Below are 25,963 nucleotides of genomic sequence, written 5' to 3'. Positions count from 1 at the left end.
TGTCCGGCCCCGCTCGGCGGGCGAACAAGAAGAACTTTAGCCTGCGCCGAGCCGGAATGTGAAATCCGGGTGACGGGCCCTCTCAGGCCCTCCGACCAGCGGCTCTGACACCCGGTCCGGCGCCCGCCCCCGTACCCGCTCCCACACCCGCCCGGCCCAGGGTCAATCGTCGTCGCCGAGCACCGGCTCCGGCAGCGTGCCGGCGTTGTGCTCGAGGAGGCGCCAGCCGCGCGCGCCCTGTCCGAGCACGGACCAGCAGCAGTTGGAGAGCCCGCCGAGGCCCTCCCAGTGGTGGGACTCCAGGCCGAGGAGACGGCCGATGGTGGTGCGGATCGTGCCGCCGTGGCTGACCACGACGAGCGTGCCGTTCTCCGGCAGCTTCTCGGCATGGCGAAGCACGATCGGCGCGGCCCGGTCGGCGACCTCGGTCTCGAGCTCGCCGCCGCCGCGGCGCACCGATTCGCCGCGCTTCCACGCGGCGTACTGGTCGCCAAAGCGCGTGATGATCTCGTCGTGCGTCAGGCCCTGCCACTCACCGGCGTACGTCTCCTGGAGGCCCGATTCGTACGTGACCTCCAGGCCGGTCAGGGTGGCGAGCTCAGCCGCGGTGGCCGCCGCCCGCTTGAGGTCGGACGCCACGATGGCGTCCGGCTTCAGCGAGGCGAGCAGCCGGGCGGCGCGCTTGGCCTGCGAGACACCGGTGTCGGTCAGCTCGATGTCCGTGGAGCCCTGGAAGCGGCGCTCCAGGTTCCACGCCGTCTGGCCGTGCCGCCACAGGATGATCCGGCAGCCGCGGCTGGTCACCGAAGCTCACCGTCCAGGTCGGCTGCTTCCTCCTCGGCGCGCTGCTCGGCGTGCTCGGCGGCCTTGCCGCGGGTCGCGACGGCGTCGGCGGGCAGCTCGATCTCGGGGCAGTCCTTCCACAGGCGCTCGAGGGCGTAGAAGACACGCTCCTCGCTGTGCTGGACGTGCACCACGATGTCCACGTAGTCCAGGAGGACCCAGCGGGCTTCGCGGTCGCCCTCGCGGCGCACCGGCTTGGCGCCGAGCTCCTTGCTGAGCCGCTCCTCGATCTCGTCGACGATCGACTTGACCTGGCGGTCGTTGGGCGCGGAGGCGAGCAGGAACGCGTCCGTGATCGACAGCACGTCGCTGACGTCGTACGCGATGATGTCGTGCGCGAGCTTGTCGGCAGCCGACTGTGCGGCGGCCTTGATGAGCTCGATGGAGCGGTCCGTGGCGGTCACTGGTGAGCTTTCCTTCGGGTGGTCAAGACACCCCAAGGGTCTCACGGACCGCCGACAGCATCCCCGACGATCGCTCGATCACCCTGTCTGCTGCGTCACCCGGCCGGGAAAACCCCCGGCCGGGTGGCATGGCACCGTCATCCCGCCTTGTAGTCCTGGCCGAGGACGACCGACACATCCGCGTTCGTCGCGGTCTTGCCCTTGCGGACCGCGCTCTCCGGCAGGCCGAGCGTCTTGGCGACCTCGGTGGCCTGCGTCTTCTTGTCCGCTTCGGCGTACGTGACCTGCGACGACGTCTGGGCCGTCGAGCCCGCGCCGCTGTCGACGAAGGTGTACCCGCCGTTGACCAGCGAGATCCGCGCCTCCTGCCCGGCACCCTTGGTACCGGAGGCGTTCTTGACGCCGACCCGCACGGCCGCGCCCTTGTCCGGGTTCTTGACCGCGCCGCCCAGGACGTTCTTGACCACGCTCTCGCCGGCCTTCTCCGAGAGCGTCCCGTCCTGCTGCACCGGGAGCGTCTGCGTGGAGTAGTCGCCGCCCTTCGCGCGGTCGGCGAGCTTGGCGAGGAAGGCGCCGAGGTCCTTCTCCTTGAGCGACGGGTCCAGGATCTGGGCGAGCGACTGGACCGTGGTCGTCGCGGCCTGCGGGTCGGACGACAGCTTCCGCAGGACAGCCTGCATGACCTGCCCGAACCGGCTCAGCTGCGCGGTCTCGGTCTCTCCCGACGCGTGGTACGTGGCGTACGCGACGGCCATCGGGCCGCTCAGGGTCTGCTGCTCGCCCTTCTTCACGAGGGGCCCCTGGCCCTTCTTGGCCTTGGGGTCCGGCACGTCGGCGTCCGTGTCGACGTCGATGTTGCCGACCAGCTCGACGAGGTTGTTCAGGTACGGGGTGTCGAGCCGCCACGTGCCCTCGACCTGGGTGCCGAGCAGGCTGTCGATCGACTCGCGGGTACCGGTCGAGCCGTCGTCGTCGACCGATTTGCCGAGTGTCGTGCCCGCGCCGTCGTCGTCCGTCACGGAGAGGGAGTTGGGCAGCAGGACGGTGGTGCCGCGCTTGGTCGTGGTGTTGTTCACCAGGAGCGCCGTGGAGGTGCCGCCCCCCTTGGTGTTGTGCAGGTGGACGACGATCACGTCGCGGTTCTGCGGTCCGGCCGCCGCCGCGGCGTCGCCGGACGCGTCGTCCGAAAGGCCGGGCAGCTTGCCCGCGTACCAGAGGTAGCCGACGCCGCCCGCGATCACGAGCGCGAGCACCACGACGAGGGCGACGACCCGGGAACGCCCGCGCCGCTTGGCCTCCTCACGCCGTTCGGTGCGGCTCTCGGTGAACTTCAGCCAGTCGATGACGTCTTCGGACTCTTCGTCCGGCTCCTCGATGAAGGAGAACTGCTGGGTCTCGTACGCGGGATCGCGGCGCTCGGACTCGGACTCGGGCTCAGGCTCACGCCGGGGTTCGGGCTCCGCCTCAGGCTCCGGCTCCGGCTCCGGCTGCCGCGACTGCTGCGGGATCCAGCCGGTCTGCGTCTGCTGGGCGGCCTGCTGCTGGGGCTGCTGGTGCTGCTGGACCTGCTGCTGGTCGTACGTGCCGTAAGAACCGGAGTCGTACGAAGAGCCGTAAGAGGAGTCGTAGGACGGGACAGGGGGCTGCTGCCCGGTCGCGTACGGGTCGTAGCCGTAACCCTGCGGCTGCTGAGGCTGCTGTTGCTGCCGCTGATGCGGTTGCTGCTGTTGCTGTTGCTGGGCCTGGGCCCCGTACTGGTCGTACGAAGCCGAGGGCTGTACCTGCTGGTACACCGGCTGCCCGTACTCGTCGTACCCGACGATCTGGTACTCACCCGCATACGGGTCACCGGACGCATACGGGTCACCGCCCGCGTACGGGTCGCCGCCCGCATACGGGTCGTACTGTCGGTCGTTCACCGGTGCCCCTCTCGGCTCAATCGCCGCGGTACAGCTCGCGCTTGTCGATATAACGCACCACACCGTCCGGCACCAGGTACCAGACGGGGTCCCCCTTGGCGACCCGTGCACGGCAGTCCGTGGACGAGATGGCGAGGGCCGGGACCTCCACCAGCGAGACGCCGCCCTCCGGCAGGCCCGGGTCGGTCAGCGTATGGCCGGGACGGGTGACCCCGATGAAGTGCGCCAGGGAGAACAGTTCTTCGGTGTAGCGCCAGGTGAGGATCTGACCGAGGGCGTCGGCGCCCGTGATGAAGAAGAGGTCCGTGTCGGGATTGAGCGTGCGCAGATCGCGCAGCGTGTCCGTCGTGTAGGTCGGTCCGCCGCGGTCGATGTCGATGCGGCTCACCGAGAACTGTGGGTTCTCGGCCGTCGCGATGACCGTCATCAGATAGCGGTCCTCGGCCGGGGACACCACCTTGTCGCTCTTCTGCCACGGCTGCCCGGTCGGCACGAACACCACCTCGTCGAGGTGGAACTGCGCGGCGACCTCCTGGGCCGCCACCAGGTGTCCGTGGTGGATCGGGTCAAACGTTCCGCCCATGACGCCCAGGCGGCGTTTGCCCTTGCTGGCCGGGCCGGTACCGGGACCGGTAGGCATGTCCTGCTCTCCCATGCGTGCAGACCCTACCGGCCCGGTCGACGGGCTCTGTTGCAGCCGTCCGTTCCGTGAGACCGCTCAGCGGTCGCGGTTGAAGCGCGTGGTGATCCACAGGAGCAGCAGGAGCAGGACGAACGCGCCACCGCCGACAACAAGAGGATTGAGGCTTTCGTGGTTGCCCGCGTGCTCACCTTCGGAGGCGAGAGTGACCAGCTGGGAGGCGGTGCTGTGGAGGCTCATCGTCGGCAGGACCTATCCGGTGGTGGGCGGGACAAAGACTTCGGGGCCATCGTATGCGGGGGCACCGGCCAAGCTCACGTCGACTCAGCTGTTGCGGTCGGCGTGGTCGTCCCCGTCGCCACCGGCGGAACCGCTCCCGCCGCGCTCGGCGTCTCCGCTCGGACGCTCGGCGTCGGCTCCCCCGGCCTCTCGATCGGCGTCGGCGCCCTGGCGGTAGCCCCGCAACAGGAACCACGCGACGAGCACGCAGCCGACGACCATGACGATCAGCACGACGCGCAGCAGATTGCCCGCACCCTGCTCCTTGGCGGCAAGGGAGGCCGCCTCCGTGACCCAGTGGTGGGCGGCGGCGCTGTGCTCCATGACGGCCATGACGGGCGACTCCATTCGCTGTGCTGCCCTGTCACGGTATCTCCGCCTAGGCTGGACCCCACCTCGGGGGCATGACTGGACGAGCATGGGGGATGGGGCATGACCGACGACAACGACCACGGCCGGCACAGCGAAGGCGGGCGGGGCGAAGGCCACGAGCACGTGCCGAGCAGGCAGCGCAGGCGCTTTCCCGGAATCTCGTCACGGGCGTACGAACATCCGGCGGACCGTTCGGCCCTGGTGGCCCTGCGCAAGCTCAGCGGGTTCGACACCGTCTTCAAGGCGCTCAGCGGGCTGCTCCCCGAGCGGAGCCTGCGGCTCCTGTTCCTCTCGGACTCCGTACGGGTCTCCGACGCGCAGTTCGCGCACCTCAACACCATGCTGCGGGACGCCTGTTACATCCTGGACCTGGAGAAGGTCCCGCCGATGTACGTGACCATGGACCCGAAACCGAACGCGATGTGCATCGGACTCGACGAGCCGATCATCGTGGTGACCACCGGGCTCGTCGAGCTGCTCGACGAGGAGGAGATGCGCGCGGTCGTCGGCCACGAGGTGGGCCACGCCCTCTCCGGCCACTCGGTGTACCGGACGATACTGCTCTTCCTCACCAGCCTCGCGGTCAAGGTGGCCTGGATCCCCCTCGGCAACCTGGCGATCATGACGATCGTGACCGCCCTGCGCGAGTGGTTCCGCAAGTCCGAGCTGTCGGCGGACCGCGCCGGGCTCCTGGTGGGCCAGGACCTCAAGGCGTCGATGCGCGGCCTGATGAAGATCGCGGGCGGTAATCACCTGCACGAGATGAACGTGGACGCGTTCCTCGACCAGGCCAAGGAGTACGAGGCCGGGGGCGACCTGCGTGACTCGGTCCTGAAGATCCTGAACGTGCTGCCGCGCACGCACCCCTTCACCACCGTGCGCGCCGCCGAGCTGAAGAAGTGGGCCGAGACCCGCGACTACCAGCGGATCATGGACGGCCACTACCCCCGCCGCGACGAGGACAAGGACACCTCGGTGTCGGACTCCTTCCGCCAGTCGGCCTCCAGCTACGCCGAGGACGTACGCACCAGCAAGGACCCGCTGATGAAGCTGGTCAACGACCTGGCGGGCGGCGCGGGCGACCTGGGCGGCAAGCTGCGCGGGAAGTTCACCGGACAGAACGGCACTCCGCCCTCAGAGGACAAGTAACTCTCAGAACGAAGGCTGGGCGCCCTCGGCCAGCGAGCCGCACAGCGCCGTGGCGGCCCCCGTCGCGTACGGGTCGGTGCCCGCGGGGCCGCCCGCCTTCGCCTTCTGTCCGGCGAGCAGCGGCCGCAGCTGGTTCGCCGCGTCGGCGGAGCAGGTCAGCGGTCCCGCCTGCGTGTACGACACGAGCAGCTCGGCCTGGTGCATCCGCAGGTCGTCGCGGTCGAAGCGGAACTGCAGCTCGCGGCGGACGGTGAACAGCGAGGCCTTGGCGTGATCGCCCTTGCCGGCCGGACGCAGCGCGTAGACGAAGGTGTGGTCCGAGGTCACTTCGAGGGTGTTCTTGTCCGTCTCGGTGGCGCGCAGCGTGCCGTTGACCCGGATGCCGGGCGTGGCCAGGGCCGTCTTCGTCGGGTCGAAGCGCACCAGCCAGCCGGTGGGCGCGTGCCGTCCGTCCGCCGCCGGGTGCGCGAAGCTCTTGTCGAACTGGTCGAGCTGCTGCGGGTCGAGCAGGATCCGCGCGGAGCGCACGGTGCCGCCGGTGAGGACGTCCGGGTCGAGCGAGGACTCGACGAGGTAGTCCTTGGCGGTGGTCAGCGCGGACATCACCTGCCCGTCCGAGAAGTGCGGGGTGCGGTGCGCCGACGGGAGGTTGATGCCCTTCGCGCCCACCCGGAACTGCGCGGCCGGGCTGTGCGCGTACAGCTCGGCCGCTTTCTCCGCGCCGGGCACGGGTCCGGGCGGGGCGAGCGGGATGACCGTCATCCGCAGCGGCTCGGGGCGCCGCGCGACCGGGTTCTGGTACGGGTGGCGTACGCCCATGTAGATCGCCGTGCCGAAGGCGACGGCTATCAGCAGGACGAGGATCACGGCCTGTTTCGAGAGGTACCGGTGGCGCACGGCACGGCGGCGCACCGCGTGCGCGTGGTCGCCCATGCGTTCCTGCGCGGAGTACTCCTGGAGCCGCGCGGCACGGACGAACGACTCGTCGAACACGACGGATCGGTACTCGTCCTCACCACCGGCGGGAGCACTCTCGGGTGTCCCCTCGGGTGGTTCTCCTTGCCCGCCCATACCTTCAGGGTAGGTCTCCGCACGGTCTGGTAAACGCCCTGGTACACGACAAGTTCTGACAACTTCTCACGGCGTGCGCGGCGACGCGGACACCGGCGGCGGGTCGTACTTCGCGGAGGTGGACGGCTCTGTGGACACGGGCGGCGGGATCGGGTCCTGGCGGCTCGTCGACGCGCCGCGGTAGACAGCGGTGAAGGCGAGCGCGACCATGCCGACGCCCATCAGGATGGCGAGCATCCAGGCGACGGGGCGGTGCCAGCGGTTGTGGCTTCCGTAGCGGCCCTGGCGGCCGTACCCGTCCTCGGTGAACTCCCGTTCGTACACGTCGTCGAGGTCGGGGTCGTGGCCGAACTCACTGCCGCCGTCGGGACCGAAGCCTTCGTCGTAGAGGTCGTCCTCCGGCGAGTCACGGCCAGGGCCCCGGGTGCGGGCGGCCCGGCGGTTCTCGGCCTCGCCGGCCTCGGCGCGCGCCTGGGCTGCGGCCAACAGCCGCTCCACGGCGGTGGGTTCATGGACCTTGGCGGCCTTGATGAAGTGCTCGTCGAAGACCACGGAGGCGAACTCTTCGTCCGCACCCCCGCGGTCGTGGTCGTCGTCGGGCTCCCAGCCGTCAGCGGACGACGGCGTGCCCCCCACGTCCTCCGGCACCTCTCCAGGGTAGCCCGGAAGGGGCAATCTGGGCAGACGGTACGGGAATTGGGACCGGGCGGGAATTCAGCGGGTATGGCCGTCGCCGGTGACGATGTACTTCGTCGACGTCAGCTCGGGCAGACCCATCGGTCCCCGGGCGTGCAGCTTCTGCGTGGAGATGCCGATCTCGGCGCCGAAGCCGAACTGGCTGCCGTCCGTGAAGCGCGTGGAGGCGTTCACGGCGACCGTCGTGGAGTCCACGAGCTGGGTGAAGCGGCGCGCGGCCTGCTGCGAGGTGGTGACGATCGCCTCGGTGTGCCCGGAGGTCCACAGGCGGATGTGCTCGACGGCCTGCTCCAGGGAGTCGACGATGCCCGCCGCGATGTCGTACGAGAGGTACTCGGTCTCCCAGTCCTCCGTGGTCGCGGGCACGACGGTGGCCTTCGAGCCATCGGCGTACGCGATGAGGCGCTCGTCGGCGTGCACCGTCACCCCGGCATCGGCCAGGGCGTCCAGGGCGCGCGGCAGGAAGGCGTCGGCGATGTCCGCGTGCACCAGGAGCGTCTCGGCGGCGTTGCAGACGCTGGGGCGCTGGGCCTTGGAGTTGATGAGGATGTCGACGGCCATGTCGAGATCGGCGTGGGCGTCCACGTACACGTGGCAGTTGCCGGTGCCTGTCTCGATGACCGGGACGGTGGACTCCTCGACGACGGTCTTGATCAGCGAGGCGCCGCCGCGCGGGATGAGGACGTCGACGAGACCGCGGGCCCGCATCAGCTCGCGCACGGAGTCGCGGTTCTCGCCGGGGACGAGCTGGACGGCGTCGGCGGGCAGCCCGGCTCCGTGGACGGCGTCGCGCAGCACGCGGACGAGCGCCGTGTTCGAGTCGTACGCCGATGACGAGCCCCGCAGGAGGACCGCGTTGCCGGACTTCAGGCAGAGGGCGGCGGCGTCCACGGTGACGTTCGGGCGGGCCTCGTAGATGATCCCGACGACGCCGAGCGGCACGCGGACCTGGCGCAGGTCGATGCCGTTGGGCAGGGTCGAGCCGCGGACGACCTCGCCGACGGGGTCGGGCAGGGCGGCCACGTCGCGCACGTCGGCGGCGATGGCGCGGACCCGCTCCGGGGTGAGCGTCAGACGGTCGACGATGGACTCGCTCGTCCCGGCCTCGCGGGCGCGTTCGGTGTCCTTGCCGTTGGCCTCGATGATCTCGGCGGTGCGCACCTCGAGGGCGTCGGCGATCGCGAGGAGCGCGTCGTCCTTGGCGGCTCGCGGCAGCGGCGCGAGCGTCGCGGCGGCGCCGCGGGCGCGGTAGGCGGCCTGGGCGACGGGCGAGAGGTTGTCGTACGGCAAGCCGGAGAACGAAGGCGTGAGGGACGTCATGACCGCAGCGTAATGGGGAGCGGGCGGGGCCCACCCGGCGTTTCAGCAGCCGAGACCAGAGCGCCGTCAGCCGGGACGACCGCGCTCACGACGACTCAAAAGGGGTGCACGCCCACCGGGGTCGCCGGAAGCGGACCGTACCCCTCGGCGATCCGGTGGTGGTACGTGTCGCGATCGATGACTTCGAGCCCCACGATCTCCCACGGCGGGAGCTGCGCGCTCTGCCGGTGCTCGCCCCAGAGCCGGAGCGCGACCGCTGCCGCGTCGTGCAGGTCGCGGGCCTCTTCCCAGTACCGGATCTCCGCGTGATCGGGTGCGTACCTGCTGGTCAGCAGGAAGGGGTGGTCGTGGGCGAGCTGTTCGAGGCCGCGCCTGACCTCTTTCAGCGGGGCCTCGCCGCCCGAGACGCTCAGGGTGACGTGCCACAGACGGGGCACGTCCACCGTCCCGCCCTCCTGACTCTCGTCCGTCTCGCCTGCCGCTCGCACGTCACCGGTGTACGTCGCCCCCGCGGCGACACTGGTCAGGGAACGCTCAGCCGACGTGCGGGACGACGTTCCCGAACGCACTCGTCTCACGACGGCCTCCTCTACGCAATGGTGGTGCGGATACGCAATGGTCGTGCGGAAGTGTCTGGAACAAAGTTGAGCAGGCCAAGCGCCCCCGCGGGGCGGTTTTGGGGAGTTTCACCTCGCAGGGGCCGGTCGGCGCCCGGCGTTCGCGCTTGTTTTCGGCCGGGGACGGATGAGGCTGCTGTGACAGGTGTTGCGAAGGATCAGTTCTGCGGACCAAGGACTAATCGCGCAGGAGAGCCAGGTCGTCGCGGTGCACCACTTCCCGCTCGTACGCCGGTCCGAGCTCCCGGGCGAGCTCCCGCGTGGACCGGCCGAGGAGCTGCGGAAGCTCCTTGGCGTCGAAGTTCACCAGGCCGCGGGCCACGGCACGCCCCGCGGTGTCACGCAGCTCGACCGGGTCGCCCGCGGCGAAGTCTCCCTCGACCGCCGCGATGCCTGCCGGAAGGAGCGATTTGCGCCCCTCGACGACCGCGCGCACCGCACCGTCGTCGAGCGTCAGGGCGCCCTGCGGCTCCGAGGCGTGCTGGAGCCACAGGAGCCGGTCGGCGGTCCGGCGGCCCGTGCGGTGGAAGTACGTCCCGGTGTCACGGCCCGCGAGGGCGTCGGCGGCCTGGCTCGCGGAGGTCAGGACGACCGGGATCCCGGCAGCCGCCGCGATCCGTGCGGCCTCGACCTTGGTGACCATGCCGCCGGTGCCGACGCCCGCCTTGCCCGCGCTGCCGATCTGGACGTGCTCCATGTCGGCGGGGCCCGTCACCTCGGAGAGCCGGGAGCTGCCGGGCTTGGCCGGGTCGCCGTCGTAGAGGCCGTCCACGTCGGAGAGCAGGACGAGGAGGTCGGCGTGGACGAGGTGGGCGACGAGGGCGGCGAGCCGGTCGTTGTCGCCGAAGCGGATCTCGTCCGTCGCCACGGTGTCGTTCTCGTTCACGACGGGCAGCGCGCCCATCGCCAGGAGCTGGTCGAGGGTGCGCGATGCGTTGCGGTGGTGGGCGCGGCGGGCCATGTCGTCGGAGGTGAGGAGCACCTGCCCGACGCGGACGCCGTAGCGGGCGAAGGAGGCCGTGTAGCGGGCCACGAGAAGCCCCTGGCCGACGCTGGCGGCCGCCTGCTGCCTGGCCAGGTCCTTGGGGCGCCTGCGCAGGCCCAGGGGCGAGAGCCCGGCGGCGATGGCACCGGACGAGACGAGCACGACCTCGCGCTCGCCTCCGCTGCGGCTCTTGGCGAGCACGTCGACGAGGGCGTCAACACGATCGGCGTCCAGACCTCCCGACGCGGTGGTCAGGGACGAGGACCCGACCTTGACGACGATCCTGTGGGCCTCTGCAATGCCCTGCCTTGCCCCAGCCACGCATTTCCCCAATGATCCTGAAGGTCCCATTCCCTGCCGGACCAGCCAATCTACGCGAGTGCCCAGGTGGGGTGCCCCCGCATTTCGAGGGGCGGACCCACGACCCCCCTGATGCGAAAAACGGCCCAATGGTTCAGTACCTTTGCCCCTTTATCCGGTGATTGTCGTCACGGAAGATTGCTACCGGGCCACCGCACGTCATACGGTCAGTGGTCGACTTCCCCGCTTTCCCTCGACTCCCCCCCATCCGATCCCCCGCCAGGAGCCCAAGCCCGTGCCCTCTGCCGGACTCGCACCCCGCCGCATCGTGCAGCTCACCGCGCTGTTCGCGATGTTCGCGCTCTTCACGGCCCAGCTCGTCAGCGCGCTGGTCCCGTACGTACCGGTGTTCATCGCCGCGTCGGCGGCGAACCTCGCGCTCGACGTCTATCTGCAGTACAAGCAGCCGGGGCTCCTCTCCCTCCTTGGCAAGATCCGTTTCGATGTCACCGTCAGGCAGCTCCTGCGCGACATGCTGATCATGGTCGGCCTGCTGCGCATCGACGGCATCGAGCCGCTCGCCGAGCAGTCGCCGCTGACCATCTCGGTGCTGGCCTTCTACTTCCTGCACTTCGGCTGCCAGGCCACCGCCATACTGGTCCGCCGCACCCGCCAGCTGCCGATCGTCACGCGCAACATCGACGCGTCCGACCTGCACCTGACCGCGGCCCCGCCGCGGATCCTCTCCCGCCGCCAGGCCCACCGCCTCCTCACCTTCGCGATCCCCGGCACGGCAGGACTGCTGGCCACCGCGGGCACCACGGACGCGTACTGGGGCGGCATCGGCCTCGGGATCTCCATCGCCCTGATGGGTGCCGGCGCGATCTACCTCGCCACGTGGCTGCTCCCCAAGAAGCGCGCGAAGAACGACCAGAAGGTCATGGAGTGGCTGGACAACTGGCTGGCCGACTACCAGCCGTCCGTCGCCATGTACTTCTCGGGCGGTGCCACCTCCGCGTACCAGGCGAACATGTGGCTCTCCACGCTCTCTCAGCTCGACGGCAAGCCGCTGATCGTGCTGCGTGAGCGGTTCATGGTGCAGAAGATCGACGCGACGGACGTCCCGATCATCTGCTTCCCGAAGGTCGCGACGATGTTCTCCCTGGAGACGTCGACGCTGAAGATGATGCTGCACCCGGCGAATGCCGCGAAGACCTCGCAGGTCCTTCGGATCCCCACGATCAAGCACGCCTTCATCAACCACGGAGAGAGCGACAAGCTGTCCTCCTGCAACCCGTACGCGAAGGCGTACGACGAGGTGTGGGTGGCGGGCCCCGCCGCCCGCGACCGCTACCAGGCCGCGGACGTCGGTGTCGACGACAAGGACGTGGTCGAGGTCGGCCGCCCCCAGCTGTCCCCGATCCTGCGGTCGACGGGCGCCCCCACGGGCCCGTTCACGACCGTCCTGTACGCCCCCACCTGGGAGGGCTGGGACGGCAACCCCGGCAATACGTCGGTGACCCTCGCGGGCGAGAACATCGTCAGGCACCTCCTGGCCGACCCCGGCGTACGGCTCGTCTACAAGCCGCACCCGATGACCGGCTCGCAGGACCCGCGCGCCGGCGCCGCCAACGAGCGCATCAAGGCGATGATCCGCGAGGCCGCCGCCAAGCGTTCGGGCGAGCGTCCGGGACCGGAGGCCGTCGCCGAACTGGCGCGCCGCACCGCCGACCTGGACCAGCTCACCTCGACCGCGTTCCGCAAGAGCGTGGACGAGATGGAGCGGATGATGCTCCAGGGCACGCCCGACGGCGATCAGCAGACCGCCATCACCAAGGCGACGGCCGCGTGGGAGGCGGCCTACTGGGCGTCGCTCCCCGAGTGGGAGCACCAGATCATCACCACCGCGCGCCCGGCGATCTTCTCCTGCTTCAACCAGGCGGACCTGCTGATCAGCGATGTCTCCTCGGTCGTCTCCGACTGGCTGACGAGTGAGAAGCCGTACGCCGTCGCCAACACGTCCGGCATGACCGAGGCGGACTTCCGCGCGGGCTTCCCGACGGTGAGCGCGGCGGCGATCCTCTCCCCGACCGCCGAGAGCGTCCCGGCCCTCCTGGAGGCCGTCCGCTCCCCGGAGAAGGACACCCACGCCGAGGCCCGTGCGGCCCTCAAGGAGCACCTCCTCGGCCCCTCGGACCCGCCGTCCCTGGTCCGCTTCAACGAGGCGGCCCTGGCACTCTCGGCCAAGGCGGACGAGCGCCGCATCCGCATGGCCACCCGCATCGACGCGGAGATCCCCGCTCAGCGGGCCGCGGAGGACGCGGCGGAGGAAGTGGAGTCCGACCCGACCGAACAGAACGGGGCGGAGGACGCGGTCACCGCGTAGAGCCCCGTCAGGGGCCAAGGGGCGCGGGGAACTGCGCGCCAAGCCCCCACGCACCCGCACGGTGAACGAACAAGAGAAGGGCCCCCGGAGCAGAAGCTCCGGGGGCCCTTCTCACTGTCCAGGGCGCCCCCGCCAGAACCCGCTTAGAACGGCTCGAAGTCGTCGTACGCCTTCTCCGCCTCGTCCCGCTCGGTGTCGCGGTCCCTGCGGCGCTGGGCCGCGGGGCGGGGCTCCTCCAGGCGGTGGTCCTCGCCGCGGCGGCCGAGCATCTCCGCACCGGCCATCACCGTCGGCTCCCAGTCGAAGACGACCGCGTTCTCCTCGGGGCCGATGGCGACGCCGTCGCCGGTGCGTGCGCCCGCCTTCATCAGCGCTTCCTCGACGCCGAGGCGGTTCAGCCGGTCCGCGAGGTAGCCGACGGCCTCGTCGTTGTTGAAGTCGGTCTGGCGCACCCAGCGCTCCGGCTTCTCGCCGCGCACGCGGTAGATGCCGTCGTCGCCGAGCTTGACGGTGAAGCCCGCGTCGTCCACGGCCTTGGGCCGGATGACGATACGGGTCGCCTCCTCCTTCGGCTTCGCGGCACGCGCCGCGCCCACGACCTCGGCGAGCGCGAAGGAGAGCTCCTTGAGCCCCTTGTGCGCCACGGCCGACACCTCGAAGACGCGGTAGCCGCGCGCCTCCAGGTCGGGCCGGACGAGGTCCGCGAGGTCCTGGCCGTCCGGTACGTCGATCTTGTTGAGGACGACGACACGCGGGCGGTTCTCCAGGCCGGCGCCGTACTCCCGCAGCTCGGCCTCGATGATGTCGAGGTCGGAGACGGGGTCACGGTCGGACTCGAGGGTGGCCGTGTCCAGGACGTGCACCAGGACGCTGCACCGCTCGACGTGCCGCAGGAACTCCAGGCCGAGGCCCTTGCCCTGGCTGGCGCCCGGGATCAGACCGGGGACGTCGGCGATCGTGTAGACGGTCGAACCGGCCGTCACCACACCCAGGTTGGGGACGAGCGTCGTGAAGGGGTAGTCCGCGATCTTCGGCTTGGCGGCGCTCAGGACCGAGATCAGCGAGGACTTGCCCGCGCTGGGGTAGCCCACGAGCGCGACGTCCGCGACCGTCTTGAGTTCGAGGACGACGTCGCCCTCCTGCCCCGGCTCGCCGAGGAGGGCGAAGCCGGGCGCCTTGCGGCGGGCCGAGGCGAGTGCCGCGTTGCCGAGGCCGCCGCGGCCGCCCTGCGAGGCGACGAAGGTCGTGCCCTGGCCGACCAGGTCGGCGAGGACGTTGCCGTCCTTGTCGAGGATGACGGTGCCGTCCGGCACGGGCAGGACCAGGTCCTGGCCGTCCTTGCCGGAGCGGTTGTCACCGGCTCCGGGGGCGCCGTTGGTGGCCTTGCGGTGCGGGGAGTGGTGGTAGTCGAGCAGGGTCGTGACCGACTGGTCGACGACCAGGATCACGTCACCGCCACGGCCGCCGTTGCCACCGTCAGGGCCGCCGAGCGGCTTGAACTTCTCACGGTGGACGGAGGCACAGCCGTGGCCCCCGCTACCCGCGGCGACGTGCAGCTCGACGCGGTCCACGAAGGTGGTCATGGGATGTGCCTCCAGAAACGTACGGAATGTCTATCTACTAACACGCGAAGGGCGGACCCGCTTCCCGACAGGGAAGTGAGGTCCGCCCTCGCGAAGAACCTGTTCTACGGAAGCCTGATTCAGGCGACCGGAACGATGTTCACGACCTTACGGCCACGGTGGGTGCCGAACTCGACCGCACCGGCGGCCAGCGCGAACAGCGTGTCGTCCTTGCCACGGCCGACGCTGGAGCCGGGGTGGAAGTGGGTGCCACGCTGGCGGACCAGGATCTCACCGGCGTTGACGGTCTGACCGCCGAAGCGCTTCACGCCGAGCCGCTGAGCATTGGAATCGCGCCCGTTCCGAGTGGACGATGCGCCCTTCTTGTGTGCCATGTCTCAGTCCCTTACTTCGCAGCCGTGGGGATACCGGTGACCTTGATCGCCGTGTACTGCTGGCGGTGACCCTGGCGACGGCGGTAGCCGGTCTTGTTCTTGTAACGAAGGATGTCGATCTTGGCACCCTTGTGGTGGTCCACGACCTCGGCCGTGACCTTGATACCGGCAAGCACCCACGGGTCGCTCGTCACGGCATCGCCGTCGACAACGAGCAGCGTAGAGAGCTCTACGGTGTCGCCAACCTTGGCGGTGGGAAGCTTGTCAACCTCAACGATGTCGTCGACAGCAACCTTGTGCTGGCGACCACCGCTGCGCACGATGGCGTACACGGATCTCTCTCTCGCTCGGAACGGGACCCCCGAAGTCCAGCCGTCCGCATGACGCGGTCGGCCTCTCCCGGACGCCAGGCGCCGGAAGGAAAACAGGTTTACAGGGGTAGGGCGTACCTACTGACACGCCGACGGTCAAGATTACGGGGCTCGGCCGGAAGGGTCAAACCGGCTTCTCACCGTCCGGCGGCAGCGGCTTGACGCCCTTGCACAAGTCGGTCTTGTCGGCCGTTCCGGGCCAGGCCACGGCCCGTACGTGGTCGAAGTGGGCGCGGTACGCGTCGTGCACGGAGTCGTCGTCGACCTTCACGATCGCCTCGTCGTTCTCGCGCAGGGCGGGCGCCGTGTAGTTCTGCGAGCCGGTGAAGGAGACCTTGTTCTGCTTGCCGTCGTACTTGCCGTCGATGAGCAGGTACTTCGAGTGGATGATGAAGGGCGTCACCAGCTTGGTGCCGGGGTGCAGCGGGTCACGGTCGTCGTTGAAACAGCGGATCGTGGGCCCTCCGGACTTGTGCAGCGCCTCCCAGGTGCCGGGGGTGCCGCCCTGGCTCTTGGCGCTGTCGGTCTCGGCGTAGACGATGCTCACCGTGCAGCCCGCCTTCTTGAGCGAGACGAGCTTGTCGGCGATCTGCTCCCGGGTGATCTTGAAGATCGAGGCGCGGATGTTGGTGTGCCGTGCGACGCCGGCCGCGTCCTTGTAGTTGCACTGCACGTTGTTCAGGACCGAGTACATCGTGTCGGTCTCGTTGACCGTGCCGGAGCGCGGGAAGAAGTACGCCTTGTAGAGGCCGTCGCTGACCGTGCGGTAGTCCCAGTTCCGCCAGTCCTTGCCGATCATGTCCGTGAAGTAGTCGGCGTACGCCTCGTACATCGTCGGGTTGTTCGGGAGCTGTAGCGCGTCGTTGAAGAACCGCGTGTGCGCGGAGGGCGTCGAGTTCGACGTGGTCTGTACGACGACGTCTCTGGCGCCCTCGACCTGCGAGAACAGCCAGAACTTGTTGTGCATGATCGACTTGCCGTACCGGGGATCGCCCAGGCAGGACTTGTCCGCGGGGCAGAGCCGCACGAAGGACGACTTGTTCTTGTCGGTACCGAGATTCGCCGCGAGCGTGTTGTACGAGGTGTTCGTGGGGCGGTCGCTCCTGCTGGTCTCGTCGAGCAGCATCTGTACGTGCACACCGCGCTTCTTGGCCGCCACGAGCGCGTCGACGACCGAGGCCTCCCACACGTGGTAGACCGCGACCTTGATGGTCGATCCCGGCACCGCGGCGTTCGTCAGCTCGATCAGACGGGTCCGAATCGCGTACTGCTGCTCGGGGGTGCCCAGCGGATCGTTGAAGATCGGCGCCTCGGCCAGTGGCGGTGCCTGATCGTCCGCGCCTGCCGTCCCCACGGCGCTCACCGTCTGGATGCCCGCCGCCGACAGGACCGTGGCAAGCGCGACGGCCTGGCGTCCGCCCTTGACCTGCTTCACGGCACGGTGACGTCCCGTGCCTCTCAGGCGACCGTGCGCCATCGTCCATCCCCTCCCCTTACGCGAACGGAACGTCTCCCCAGACGCCGCGCCCGCGTGTTCTCTCACCAACCGCATGAGTTTTACAGGTACTTCACTCTGTTCCAAGTGCCACCAACGAGATACCCCCGGCACGGCAAGATCACCATGCCGGGGGCACCCGGACATACATACGGACTAAGAAGGAGGGGGTCAGCCCTCGTCGGCCGCGGAGGACTTGACGCCGGCCGGCGCCTGCTCCGCCGCGGCGGTCTTCTTCGTCGTCTTCGACGCCTTCTTGGCCGTCGTCTTCTTGGCGGCCGTCTTCTTGGTGGCGGTCGCGGTCTTCTTGGCGGCGGCCTTCTTCGCGGGCGCCTTCTTGGCGGCGGTCTTACGCGCCGTCTTCTTGGCCGGAGCGGCTTCCTCGGCGGTGTCCGCCTCGGGCTTCTCCGGGGCCTCCGTGACCTTCTCGGCCGACGGGACGACCAGGACGGCAGCCTCATCGGACGACGCGGTCGGCGCGGTGGCCTTGCGGACGGCACGGCGGCGCGGACGGGCCGGGGCGGCGTCGGCGGGAGCCTCGGCCACCGGCTCGGCGGCGACCGGCTCCGCGACGGGCTCCGCCTTGGGCGCCTCGGTGACGATCACCTCGGCGGCCTGTGGCTCGGCGCTCCGCGCGCTCTTCGGCGAACCTGCGGGCGACGTCGCCTTGCGGGTCGCACGACGGCGCGTACGTCCCTTGGGAGCGGCATCGTCCACGGGCGCCTCGGGAGCGGCCTCGACGGCGGCGGCAGCAGGCTGCGGAGCGGCCTCCTCCTGCGCCGGTGCGACCGGAGCCTCGACGACCGGGTCCTCGGCGGCCGGAGCCTCGGCCGTGGCGGCCTGCCGGGACCTGGAGCGCTTCTTCTCCGACTTCGGAGTGCTCTCCGCGGGCCCGGTCTCCGCCTTCGGGGCGCCGGCCGGAGCCGAGGCCCGACGGGTCGCCCTGCGGCGCGAACGGCCACCGCGGGACGCGGCTGCCTCGGCCTCGGACGCGCTGCTGTAGAGCTCCTCGTCCGGCACGAAATCCGGCTCGGGAAGCGCCACCGGAGCAGCGGCCTCAGCGGCGACCTCGGCCTCGGACTCGACCTCGTCGGCGCTGTCGTAGGTCTCGTGGCTCTCGTGCTCGTGCGTGTGCTCCTGGCCCTGCTCGGAGCCGCCGCGCCCGCGCTTCTTGCGCTTGCCGCCGCCACCGGCGGCGGTCGGCTGCTCCATGTGCACGATCACGCCGCGGCCGTTGCAGTGGACGCAGGTCTCGGAGAAGGACTCCAGAAGACCCTGACCGACCCGCTTACGGGTCATCTGCACGAGACCGAGCGAGGTGACCTCGGCCACCTGGTGCTTCGTACGGTCACGGCCCAGGCATTCGAGCAGACGGCGCAGGACCAGGTCCCGGTTGGACTCGAGCACCATGTCGATGAAGTCGATGACGACGATGCCACCGAGGTCACGCAGGCGCAGCTGGCGCACGATCTCCTCGGCCGCTTCGAGGTTGTTCCTCGTCACGGTCTCTTCGAGGTTGCCGCCCTGACCGGTGAACTTGCCGGTGTTGACGTCGACGACGATCATCGCCTCGGTCTTGTCGATCACCAGCGAGCCGCCGCTGGGCAGCCAGACCTTGCGGTCCAGGGCCTTCATCAGCTGCTCGTCGATGCGGTACGTCGCGAAGACGTCGACCTCGGAGGTCCAGCGCTGCAGGCGGTCGGCCAGGTCGGGGGCGACGTGGGAGACGTATCCGTGGATGGTGTCCCAGGCCTCCTCTCCACTGACGATGACCTTCGAGAAGTCCTCGTTGAAGATGTCGCGGACGACACGGACGGTCATGTCCGGCTCGCCGTACAGCAGGCCAGGCGCGCTCGTGGAAGCCGCCTTCGCCTTCTTCTGGATGTCCTCCCACTGGCCCTGCAGACGCTCGACGTCACGGCGCAGCTCGTCCTCGCTCGCGCCCTCGGCGGCGGTGCGCACGATGACGCCCGCGTCCTCGGGGACGATCTTCTTGAGGATGGTCTTCAGACGCGCGCGCTCGGTGTCGGGCAGCTTGCGGCTGATGCCGGTCATCGAGCCCTCGGGCACGTAGACCAGGTAGCGACCGGGCAGCGAGACCTGGCTGGTGAGGCGGGCGCCCTTGTGGCCGATCGGGTCCTTCGTGACCTGCACGAGGACCGACTGGCCCGACTTGAGGGCCGACTCGATGCGGCGGGGGCCGTTGGCCATCCCGAGCGCCTCGAAGTTGACCTCACCGGCGTACAGGACCGCGTTGCGGCCCTTGCCGATGTCGATGAAGGCGGCCTCCATGGACGGCAGCACGTTCTGAACCTTGCCCAGGTAGACGTTGCCGACGTACGAGGTGGCCTGCTCCTTGTTGACGTAGTGCTCGACGAGCACGTTGTCCTCAAGGACGCCGATCTGGGTGCGCTCGCCGTTCTGGCGGACGACCATCACGCGCTCGACGGCCTCGCGGCGCGCCAGGAACTCGGCCTCGGTGATGATCGGCACACGACGGCGGCCCTGCTCGCGGCCTTCGCGGCGGCGCTGCTTCTTGGCCTCCAGGCGGGTCGAGCCCTTGATGGACGTGACCTCGTCGACGCCGGTGCCCAGCTCGCGCTCTTCCTTCTTGCGCGGCTCACGGACCTTGACGACCGTACGCTCCGGGTCGCCTGCGCCGTCGCCGGTGTCCGCGTCACCGGAGTCACCGGCGCGACGGCGACGGCGACGACGGCGACGGCTGCTGCTCGAACCGGAGCCCGAGCCGTTGTCGTCGGCGTCGTCGTCGGCCTGCTCGGCCGCGTCCCTGGCGTCCTCGGTCTCCTTGGCGTCCTCAGCGGCGTCCGCGTCGGAATCGGCGTCCGCGTCCTGCTGATCGCCGGAGTCGTCGGCGGACTCACCGCGGCGACGGCGACGGCCACCACGACGACGGCGGCGGCCGTGGCGCTCACCGGCGTCGTCGGACTCTTCGTTGTCGTTGTGGTCGTTGTGGTCGTTGTTGTCGCTGTCCTCGGCCTCTTCGGGCTCGGGGGCCTCGGCCTCGACGGCCTTCGCGGCGGGCTTGGCGGGCTCGCGCTCGGCGGCGGGCTGCTCCTCGGCGGCACGACGGCGGTTGCGGCGCCGGCGCCCTCCGGTCTCCTCCTCCACCACCGGTGCGGCGGCGACGGGCTCGGCCTCGACCTCTTCGGCGGGCTCGTCGGCCGCTTCGGCGGCGGCAGCGGCAGCGGCGCTCTCGGGGGTCTGGAACATCGGCGCGGCGAACACCGGCGCCTGGAAGACGGCGACGGCGGGGCGCGGCTTCCTTCCGGAACCCTCCTCGGTGTCACCGGCACGCGCCTTGCGGGCCCGCGTCGGGGCGGGCGCCGAGAACCCGGCGGCGGCCTTGCGGGTGGCACGGCGGGGACGGCGGCCACTGGGCGCGTCCTCTTCGGCGGGTTCTGCTGCTTCGGGGGCCTGCTTGCCCGCGGCGGGCGCGGCGTCGGCCTTCGGCTCGGCGGCAGGGGCCTGCTCGGCCTGCGTCTCCGCGGCGGGCGCGGACGAACCGCGGGTCGCGCGGCGGCGGGCACGGCGCGGGGCGGCGTCGCCGGACTCCGGCTGCGCCTCGGGCGCGGCGGCGGGCTCCTCGGCGGCGGGCTCGGCCGCCACGGGCGTCTCCGCTGCGGCCTCGGCGGCCTGCGGCGCACCGGCGGGCGCGGAGGCGCGGCGCGTGGCACGGCGGCGGCGCGGGGCGGGAGCGGTCTCTTCGGGCTCGGGCTCGACCTCGGCCGCGGCGGGCTCGGCGACGGGCGCTTCGGCGGCCGTCTCAGCGCCCTGCGGCGCACCGGCGGGAGCCGAGGCGCGGCGGGTGGCACGACGGCGCGTACGCGGGGCAGGAGCGGCTTCCTCGGCCTGTTCCGGCTCCGGAGCGGCGGCCTTGGCGGGCTCTTCGGCAGCGGGGGCGGCCGGTACGGCCGGAGCGGCGCCCTCGACGCCTTCGGTGGCACCCACGGGCGGCCCGGCGGGCCGCGACGCCGCACGGCGCCTGCGGCGCGGCGGCAGGGTGTCGCTGGGTGTGGTGTTGTCCGAGCCCTCAGTGGGTTCGTTCGGCTCAAGCATGCGGGCGGTTCTCCCGTCACGCTCCCGGGCGCCGCGCCTGGTCCGGTGATGTCCGCGGCTCTCGCTCACCTACGCGGGGCCGCCATCCGGGGGCGTGGGCGCCGCACGGGAGCTCTATGTGTCTGTCTCGCCGGTTCCGTACGCCCAAATGCGGACGGCCTGGCGAAAGTCTCGGTCAGTGCGCTGCCCGACCCAGGTGGCTCCCGAGTACAAGGACGGCGCTTCGACGCGCGTCCCTACGCGGGACCTTCCGTCACCGGCACCTTCGCGGTGGCTGCGGCGGCCCCTTGGTTCTCAAGTGGGGCCGTGGCTGCCTCGCGGTCGGGCGCGAGCGGGTCGGTCACCGTGCCGGTCTCGTCGTCAAGAAGCCCCTGCGCCAGCCTGGTCACCGCTGCGGCGACCGGCGGCGCCAGGTCAGCCACAGCTCGGAGACCGGACAAGACGTCGTCGGGTCGTACGGCAGGTGTCACGTGCCGAACAACCAGCCGCAGTATCGCACAGGGCTGGTCGGTCGGCCTATCGGTGTCGTGGCTGAGTGCCTCGTCAGAGGCGATTGCCTCAAGACTCACGACGGCCGCACGGGCATCGAACGTCCGCATGCCGTTCTTCGCGCGGCGCTGGACCTCGACGCTCTCCGCGGCCCGGAAGGCCTCGGCGGCACGCTCCGCGTCCGCGGGCTCCACGCCGTCCAGGCGCAGCTCCCACACGGACCCGGTGAGCCGGTCGGCGAGCCCCGACGTACGGGACTCGACGGCGTCGATGATGTCGAGCCCGTTCGGCATCGACTCGTCGAGCAGCTCGCGCAGCTTGTCGGGGTCACGCGCCTCGATGAGCGCGATCTCCAGGTACTCGGCCTCACTGCCCGTGCCGGTGGGTGCGGCATTGGCGTACGACACCTTCGGGTGCGGTGTGAACCCCGCCGAGTACGCCATGGGCACCTCGGCGCGGCGCAGCGCCCGCTCGAAGGCGCGCTGGAAGTCACGGTGGCTGGTGAACCGGAGGCGGCCGCGCTTGGTGTAGCGCAGTCGGATGCGCTGCACCGCGGGAGCGGGCGGCGGGCCTTCGGGCTGTCGCTTGCCCAGTGTTCTAGTCCTTCGTGAGTGCGGTCGTACTGCTACCTAGAGTACGTGCCGCGGGCGTGTCCGGTTCCCGCCGGGCCACGGGCACCGGCGCGGGCTCCGCCGGAACCGCCCCCACGGGGGCCTGTCCCTTCGGCGCCCCGAACAGCATGCGCCGTACGTCGGCACGGGCTTCCCGCACGCTCTGGCGGGCGGCGGCAAGCGCCTGCCGGGTGGCGCGGCGCGCGTCCTTGACCGCCTGGGCGGCAGGGCGCCAGACCCCGTCGCGCAGGGCGTGCCCGACGGGAGCGAGGACCGAGCGGTACACCCAGCGCACCGGGTCCACGAAGAGCCACCGCAGGAGCCGGCCCAGGAAGCGCCCCACGGCGAGCGAGATGTACCCGGCGATCCGCCAGGCGTGTCCGAGCGCGTCGACGATCTCGCGTGCGACGACGGCGATGCCCCGCCCGACGGGTGCGAGCACCCAGCGCCACAGGGCGACGGCGGGCACCACGAAGATCCAGCGGCCCAGGGCGCCGAGCACCGTCCCGATCCCCCGAATCAACCAGCCGACCCCGGCCCCGATCCCCCATGCCGTCCACGCGATGCCCGCCCCAATCCCCTTGGCGAGCCAGGCGATCGCGTGCCCGACCGGCGTCAGCACGGACGCGTACAGCCACACGGCCGGGACCACGACGAGCACCCGCCCCAGCCACGCGAGACCCTTGCCGACGGGCACGACCACATACCGCCACAGCCCCACCCACGGCCACACGAACACCGCCTTGAGCAGCCACACCAGAGCGACGCCGATGCCGCGTCCGGCGACGGCTGCACCCGCCGCGACGGCCCGCGCGAGCCAGGTGACCGCGTGCCCGATCGGCGTCAGCACGGACGCGTACAACCAGACGGCCGGGACCACGACGAGCACCCGCCCCAGCCACCCGACGCCGTGGCCAACTCCCCTGCACAGAAAGGCGATTGAGGACCCGATTGCCCTGCACAGCCAGGCGATCGCGTGCCCGACCGGCGTGAGCACGGACGCGTACAGCCACACGGCGGGCACCACGACGAGCACCCGCCCGAGCCACGCGAGCCCCATGCCGACAGGCACGACCACATACCGCCACAGCCCCACCCACGGCCACACGAACACGGCCTTGAGCAGCCACACCAGAGCGACGCCGATGCCGCGCGCGACCGGTGTGAAGACGTACTCGTTCAGCCAGCCCAGCGGCGTCACGATCAGCGTCCGGCCGAGCCAGGCGAACGCGCGCCCCACGGGCCGCAGCGCCCTGAAGTACAGAAAGCGGCCGCACACGGCGAGCGCGTCCCACAGCAGGCGTACCGGCACGACGAGCACGAGCACCACGATCCGCACCGGGATGCGGATCGCGACGGCGAGACACCCCTCGGCCTGCGGTCGCGGGGTGTCGAGCGGCTGCTGCGGCTCGTACGGCGAGGGCCGCTTTTCCAGGTCCATGCTGTCCTAGACGCTTCGGTGGATGCTGCTGGTTCGTCAGGCGGCGGTCGGGACCCAGTAACGCAGCTTTCCGCCGCGTTCGTCCTCGAACGTGCCGCCCGCGGCCTCGATCACCTTGCGCGAACCGGTGTTGTCGGTGTCGCAGGTGACCAGAACCGATGCGAGACCGAGCTCGCGGGCGTACGGCAGGCTGTCGATCAGCATCGCCGTGGCGTGGCCGCGGCGGCGGGCCGTGGGGCGTACGTCGTAGCCGACGTGGCCGCCGTACTCGCGCAGGAAGCGCGTGTTGACGTTGTGCCGGATGGCCAGACGGCCGAAGTAGTCGGCGCCGTCCGCGTACCAGAGGGTCGTCACGGGGACGGAGAACGGCTCCGCGGGGTGCACGGCGGCGCGGACCTCGGCCACATAGCGCTCGAAGACCACCGGGTCGTGCCACTTGTCGCCGTAGTCGCGCAGGGTGCGGCCGAGCGTCGAGTCGTCGTCATCGCCGCCGCGCCCCTCGGCACGGAACTCCTCCATCGCGGCGATGAAGGAGAGATGCACGAGGCCGGAGGGCGGGGCGAGTCGCGGAACACCCGCCCCGTCCACCGGCTCGTGCCGCGTCACTTACTTCACTACCGACAGCGGAAGGAGCTTCTTGCCGGTCGGGCCGATCTGGATCTCGGTCTGCATCTGCGGGCACACGCCGCAGTCGAAGCACGGGGTCCAGCGGCAGTCCTCGACCTCGGTCTCGTCGAGCGAGTCCTGCCAGTCGTCCCAGAGCCAGTCCTTGTCGAGACCGGAGTCGAGGTGGTCCCAGGGCAGGACCTCCTCGTACGTGCGCTCACGCGTGGTGTACCAGTCGACGTCCACGCCGAAGTCGGGCAGCGTCTTCTCGGCGCAGGCCATCCAGCGGTCGTAGCTGAAGTGCTCGCGCCAGCCGTCGAAGCGGCCGCCGTCCTCGTACACGGCGCGGATGACGGAGCCGATGCGGCGATCCCCGCGCGAGAGCAGGCCTTCGACGATGCCGGGCTTGCCGTCGTGGTAGCGGAAGCCGATCGAGCGGCCGTACTTCTTGTCGCCGCGGATCTTGTCGCGCAGCTTCGTGAGACGGGAGTCCGTCTCCTGTGCCGACAGCTGCGGGGCCCACTGGAAGGGCGTGTGCGGCTTGGGCACGAAGCCGCCGATGGAGACCGTGCAGCGGATGTCGTTGCCCGCGACCTCGCGGCCCTTGGCGATGACGTTCGCCGCCATGTCCGCGATCTGCAGGACGTCCTCGTCGGTCTCGGTGGGCAGGCCGACCATGAAGTACAGCTTCACCTGGCGCCAGCCGTTGCCGTACGCGGTCGCGACGGTGCGGATCAGGTCTTCTTCGGAGACCATCTTGTTGATGACCTTCCGCATCCGCTCGCTGCCGCCCTCGGGGGCGAACGTCAGACCCGAGCGGCGGCCGTTCCTCGTCAGCTCGTTCGCGAGGTCGATGTTGAAGGCGTCGACGCGGGTCGAGGGCAGGGAGAGGCCGATCTTGTCTTCCTCGTACCGGTCCGCGAGGCCCTTGGCGACGTCCGCGATCTCCGTGTGGTCGGCGGAGGACAGGGAGAGCAGGCCGACCTCTTCGAAGCCGGTCGCCTTCAGGCCCTTCTCCACCATGTCGCCGATGCCGGTGATGCTTCGCTCCCGCACGGGGCGCGTGATCATGCCGGCCTGGCAGAAGCGGCAACCGCGGGTGCAGCCGCGGAAGATCTCCACGGACATGCGCTCGTGGACGGTCTCCGCGAGCGGCACGAGGGGCTGCTTCGGGTAGGGCCACTCGTCCAGGTCCATGACGGTGTGCTTGGACACGCGCCACGGGACACCGGACTTGTTCGGTACGACGCGGCCGATCCGCCCGTCCGGGAGGTACTCGACGTCGTAGAACCCGGGGACGTAGACGCTGCCGGTCCTCGCGAGGCGGAACAGAACTTCCTCGCGGCCACCGGGGCGGCCCTCGGACTTCCACTCGCGGATGATCGCCGTCATGTCGAGCACGGCCTGCTCGCCGTCGCCGATGACCGCGCAGTCGATGAACTCCGCGATCGGCTCGGGGTTGAAGGCGGCGTGGCCTCCGGCGAGGACGATCGGGTCGTCGACCGTGCGGTCCTTGGACTCGAGCGGGATGCCCGCGAGGTCCAGGGCCGTGAGCATGTTCGTGTAGCCGAGCTCGGTGGAGAAGCTGAGCCCGAACACGTCGAAGGCGCCGACGGGGCGGTGGCTGTCCACGGTGAACTGCGGGACCTTGTGCTCCCGCATCAGCTCTTCGAGGTCCGGCCAGACGCTGTACGTGCGCTCGGCGAGGACGCCCTCGCGTTCGTTCAGTACCTCGTAGAGGATCATGACGCCCTGGTTGGGCAGCCCGACCTCGTACGCGTCGGGGTACATGAGCGCCCAGCGGACGTCACATGCGTCCCAGTCCTTGACGGTGGAATTGAGCTCTCCGCCGACGTACTGAATGGGCTTCTGGACGTGCGGGAGAAGCGCTTCCAGTCGTGGGAAGACGGACTCGACAGGCATCACAGCGTCTTT

General features: G+C 70.4%; 22 protein-coding genes. 2 read left to right on the top strand and 20 right to left on the bottom strand.

All coding sequences use genetic code 11. The annotated features are described in order from the left end of the window. Positions 1–162 precede the first annotated feature (162 nt). From ACZ5CR_RS06760 to ACZ5CR_RS06735, 6 genes are all read right to left on the bottom strand, one after another. Positions 163–804 carry a histidine phosphatase family protein gene (locus ACZ5CR_RS06760; RefSeq protein ID WP_468854281.1) on the bottom strand — a complete coding sequence of 214 codons (642 nt, stop codon included), beginning with the start codon at positions 802–804 and terminating at the stop codon, positions 163–165. Then, positions 801–1,247, bottom strand: a complete 447-nt coding sequence (gene rsfS, locus ACZ5CR_RS06755) for a ribosome silencing factor (RefSeq protein WP_468854278.1) — start codon at positions 1,245–1,247, stop codon at positions 801–803. The genes ACZ5CR_RS06760 and rsfS overlap by 4 nt, the downstream gene beginning before the upstream one ends. 137 nt (positions 1,248–1,384) lie before the next feature. Next, entirely contained in the window at positions 1,385–3,166 is a 1,782-nt protein-coding gene (locus ACZ5CR_RS06750) for an LCP family protein (RefSeq protein ID WP_468854275.1), read from the bottom strand. A gap of 16 nt (positions 3,167–3,182) precedes the next feature. Further along, a complete protein-coding gene (nadD, locus tag ACZ5CR_RS06745) occupies positions 3,183–3,821 on the bottom strand; it encodes a nicotinate-nucleotide adenylyltransferase (RefSeq protein ID WP_383281987.1) in 639 nt (212 codons plus the stop codon). A 63-nt stretch (positions 3,822–3,884) separates the two neighbouring features. Continuing rightward, entirely contained in the window at positions 3,885–4,046 is a 162-nt protein-coding gene (locus ACZ5CR_RS06740; protein ID WP_468854271.1) for a hypothetical protein, read from the bottom strand. 84 nt (positions 4,047–4,130) lie between these two features. Continuing rightward, positions 4,131–4,418 carry a hypothetical protein gene (locus ACZ5CR_RS06735; protein ID WP_468854852.1) on the bottom strand — a complete coding sequence of 96 codons (288 nt, stop codon included), beginning with the start codon at positions 4,416–4,418 and terminating at the stop codon, positions 4,131–4,133. A gap of 99 nt (positions 4,419–4,517) precedes the next feature. On the opposite strand from ACZ5CR_RS06735, the gene ACZ5CR_RS06730 reads away from it, so the two are divergent. Further along, positions 4,518–5,606: a M48 family metallopeptidase gene (locus ACZ5CR_RS06730; RefSeq protein ID WP_468854268.1), complete on the top strand. Its 1,089-nt coding sequence runs from the start codon at positions 4,518–4,520 to the stop codon at positions 5,604–5,606. A gap of 3 nt (positions 5,607–5,609) precedes the next feature. Here ACZ5CR_RS06730 and ACZ5CR_RS06725 read toward each other — a convergent pair whose 3' ends face one another. From ACZ5CR_RS06725 to proB, 5 genes are all read right to left on the bottom strand, one after another. Continuing rightward, on the bottom strand, positions 5,610–6,677 hold the full coding sequence (locus ACZ5CR_RS06725; RefSeq protein ID WP_468854265.1) for an SCO2583 family membrane protein: 1,068 nt from the start codon (positions 6,675–6,677) through the stop codon (positions 5,610–5,612). 66 nt (positions 6,678–6,743) lie between these two features. Then, positions 6,744–7,325: an SCO2584 family spore wall biosynthesis protein gene (locus ACZ5CR_RS06720; protein ID WP_468854262.1), complete on the bottom strand. Its 582-nt coding sequence runs from the start codon at positions 7,323–7,325 to the stop codon at positions 6,744–6,746. A gap of 66 nt (positions 7,326–7,391) precedes the next feature. Next, the gene (locus ACZ5CR_RS06715; protein ID WP_468854261.1) at positions 7,392–8,693 is read right to left on the bottom strand and encodes a glutamate-5-semialdehyde dehydrogenase; all 1,302 of its coding nucleotides are present in this window, start codon (positions 8,691–8,693) and stop codon (positions 7,392–7,394) included. 95 nt (positions 8,694–8,788) lie between these two features. Further along, positions 8,789–9,271: a hypothetical protein gene (locus ACZ5CR_RS06710; RefSeq protein ID WP_468854258.1), complete on the bottom strand. Its 483-nt coding sequence runs from the start codon at positions 9,269–9,271 to the stop codon at positions 8,789–8,791. Between the two features lie 217 nt (positions 9,272–9,488). Next, positions 9,489–10,616 carry a glutamate 5-kinase gene (gene proB, locus ACZ5CR_RS06705; protein ID WP_468854255.1) on the bottom strand — a complete coding sequence of 376 codons (1,128 nt, stop codon included), beginning with the start codon at positions 10,614–10,616 and terminating at the stop codon, positions 9,489–9,491. A gap of 274 nt (positions 10,617–10,890) precedes the next feature. Between proB and ACZ5CR_RS06700 the strand changes: the two genes are divergently transcribed. Next, positions 10,891–12,981 carry a hypothetical protein gene (locus ACZ5CR_RS06700; protein WP_468854252.1) on the top strand — a complete coding sequence of 697 codons (2,091 nt, stop codon included), beginning with the start codon at positions 10,891–10,893 and terminating at the stop codon, positions 12,979–12,981. A 143-nt stretch (positions 12,982–13,124) separates the two neighbouring features. Here the strand turns inward: ACZ5CR_RS06700 and obgE are convergent, their stop codons facing one another. The 9 genes from obgE to ACZ5CR_RS06655 form a co-directional block, all read right to left on the bottom strand. Further along, positions 13,125–14,564 carry a GTPase ObgE gene (obgE, locus tag ACZ5CR_RS06695; RefSeq protein ID WP_468854250.1) on the bottom strand — a complete coding sequence of 480 codons (1,440 nt, stop codon included), beginning with the start codon at positions 14,562–14,564 and terminating at the stop codon, positions 13,125–13,127. A 119-nt stretch (positions 14,565–14,683) separates the two neighbouring features. Then, on the bottom strand, positions 14,684–14,938 hold the full coding sequence (gene rpmA / locus ACZ5CR_RS06690) for a 50S ribosomal protein L27 (RefSeq protein ID WP_160505003.1): 255 nt from the start codon (positions 14,936–14,938) through the stop codon (positions 14,684–14,686). Between the two features lie 11 nt (positions 14,939–14,949). Further along, positions 14,950–15,270 (bottom strand): 50S ribosomal protein L21, encoded by a 321-nt coding sequence (gene rplU, locus ACZ5CR_RS06685; protein ID WP_160505004.1) that lies wholly within the window; start codon positions 15,268–15,270, stop codon positions 14,950–14,952. A 163-nt stretch (positions 15,271–15,433) separates the two neighbouring features. Beyond that, positions 15,434–16,786, bottom strand: a complete 1,353-nt coding sequence (locus ACZ5CR_RS06680) for a phospholipase D-like domain-containing protein (protein WP_468854247.1) — start codon at positions 16,784–16,786, stop codon at positions 15,434–15,436. 189 nt (positions 16,787–16,975) lie between these two features. Next, positions 16,976–20,881 (bottom strand): Rne/Rng family ribonuclease, encoded by a 3,906-nt coding sequence (locus tag ACZ5CR_RS06675; RefSeq protein WP_468854245.1) that lies wholly within the window; start codon positions 20,879–20,881, stop codon positions 16,976–16,978. Positions 20,882–21,117: 236 nt separating this feature from the next. Next, positions 21,118–21,921, bottom strand: coding sequence for a TIGR03936 family radical SAM-associated protein (locus ACZ5CR_RS06670; protein ID WP_468854242.1), 804 nt, complete (start codon positions 21,919–21,921; stop codon positions 21,118–21,120). Positions 21,922–21,967: 46 nt separating this feature from the next. Further along, positions 21,968–23,422: a hypothetical protein gene (locus ACZ5CR_RS06665; RefSeq protein WP_468854240.1), complete on the bottom strand. Its 1,455-nt coding sequence runs from the start codon at positions 23,420–23,422 to the stop codon at positions 21,968–21,970. Positions 23,423–23,458: 36 nt separating this feature from the next. After that, on the bottom strand, positions 23,459–24,028 hold the full coding sequence (locus tag ACZ5CR_RS06660) for a GNAT family N-acetyltransferase (RefSeq protein ID WP_468854238.1): 570 nt from the start codon (positions 24,026–24,028) through the stop codon (positions 23,459–23,461). After that, entirely contained in the window at positions 24,029–25,951 is a 1,923-nt protein-coding gene (locus ACZ5CR_RS06655; RefSeq protein WP_468854235.1) for a TIGR03960 family B12-binding radical SAM protein, read from the bottom strand. Between the last annotated feature and the right edge of the window lie 12 nt (positions 25,952–25,963).

Source organism: Streptomyces sp. NPDC031274 (genome assembly GCF_055570235.1).
The sequence above is the reverse complement of the archived record's forward strand: the minus strand, read 5'-3'. Positions and strand labels throughout refer to the sequence as shown.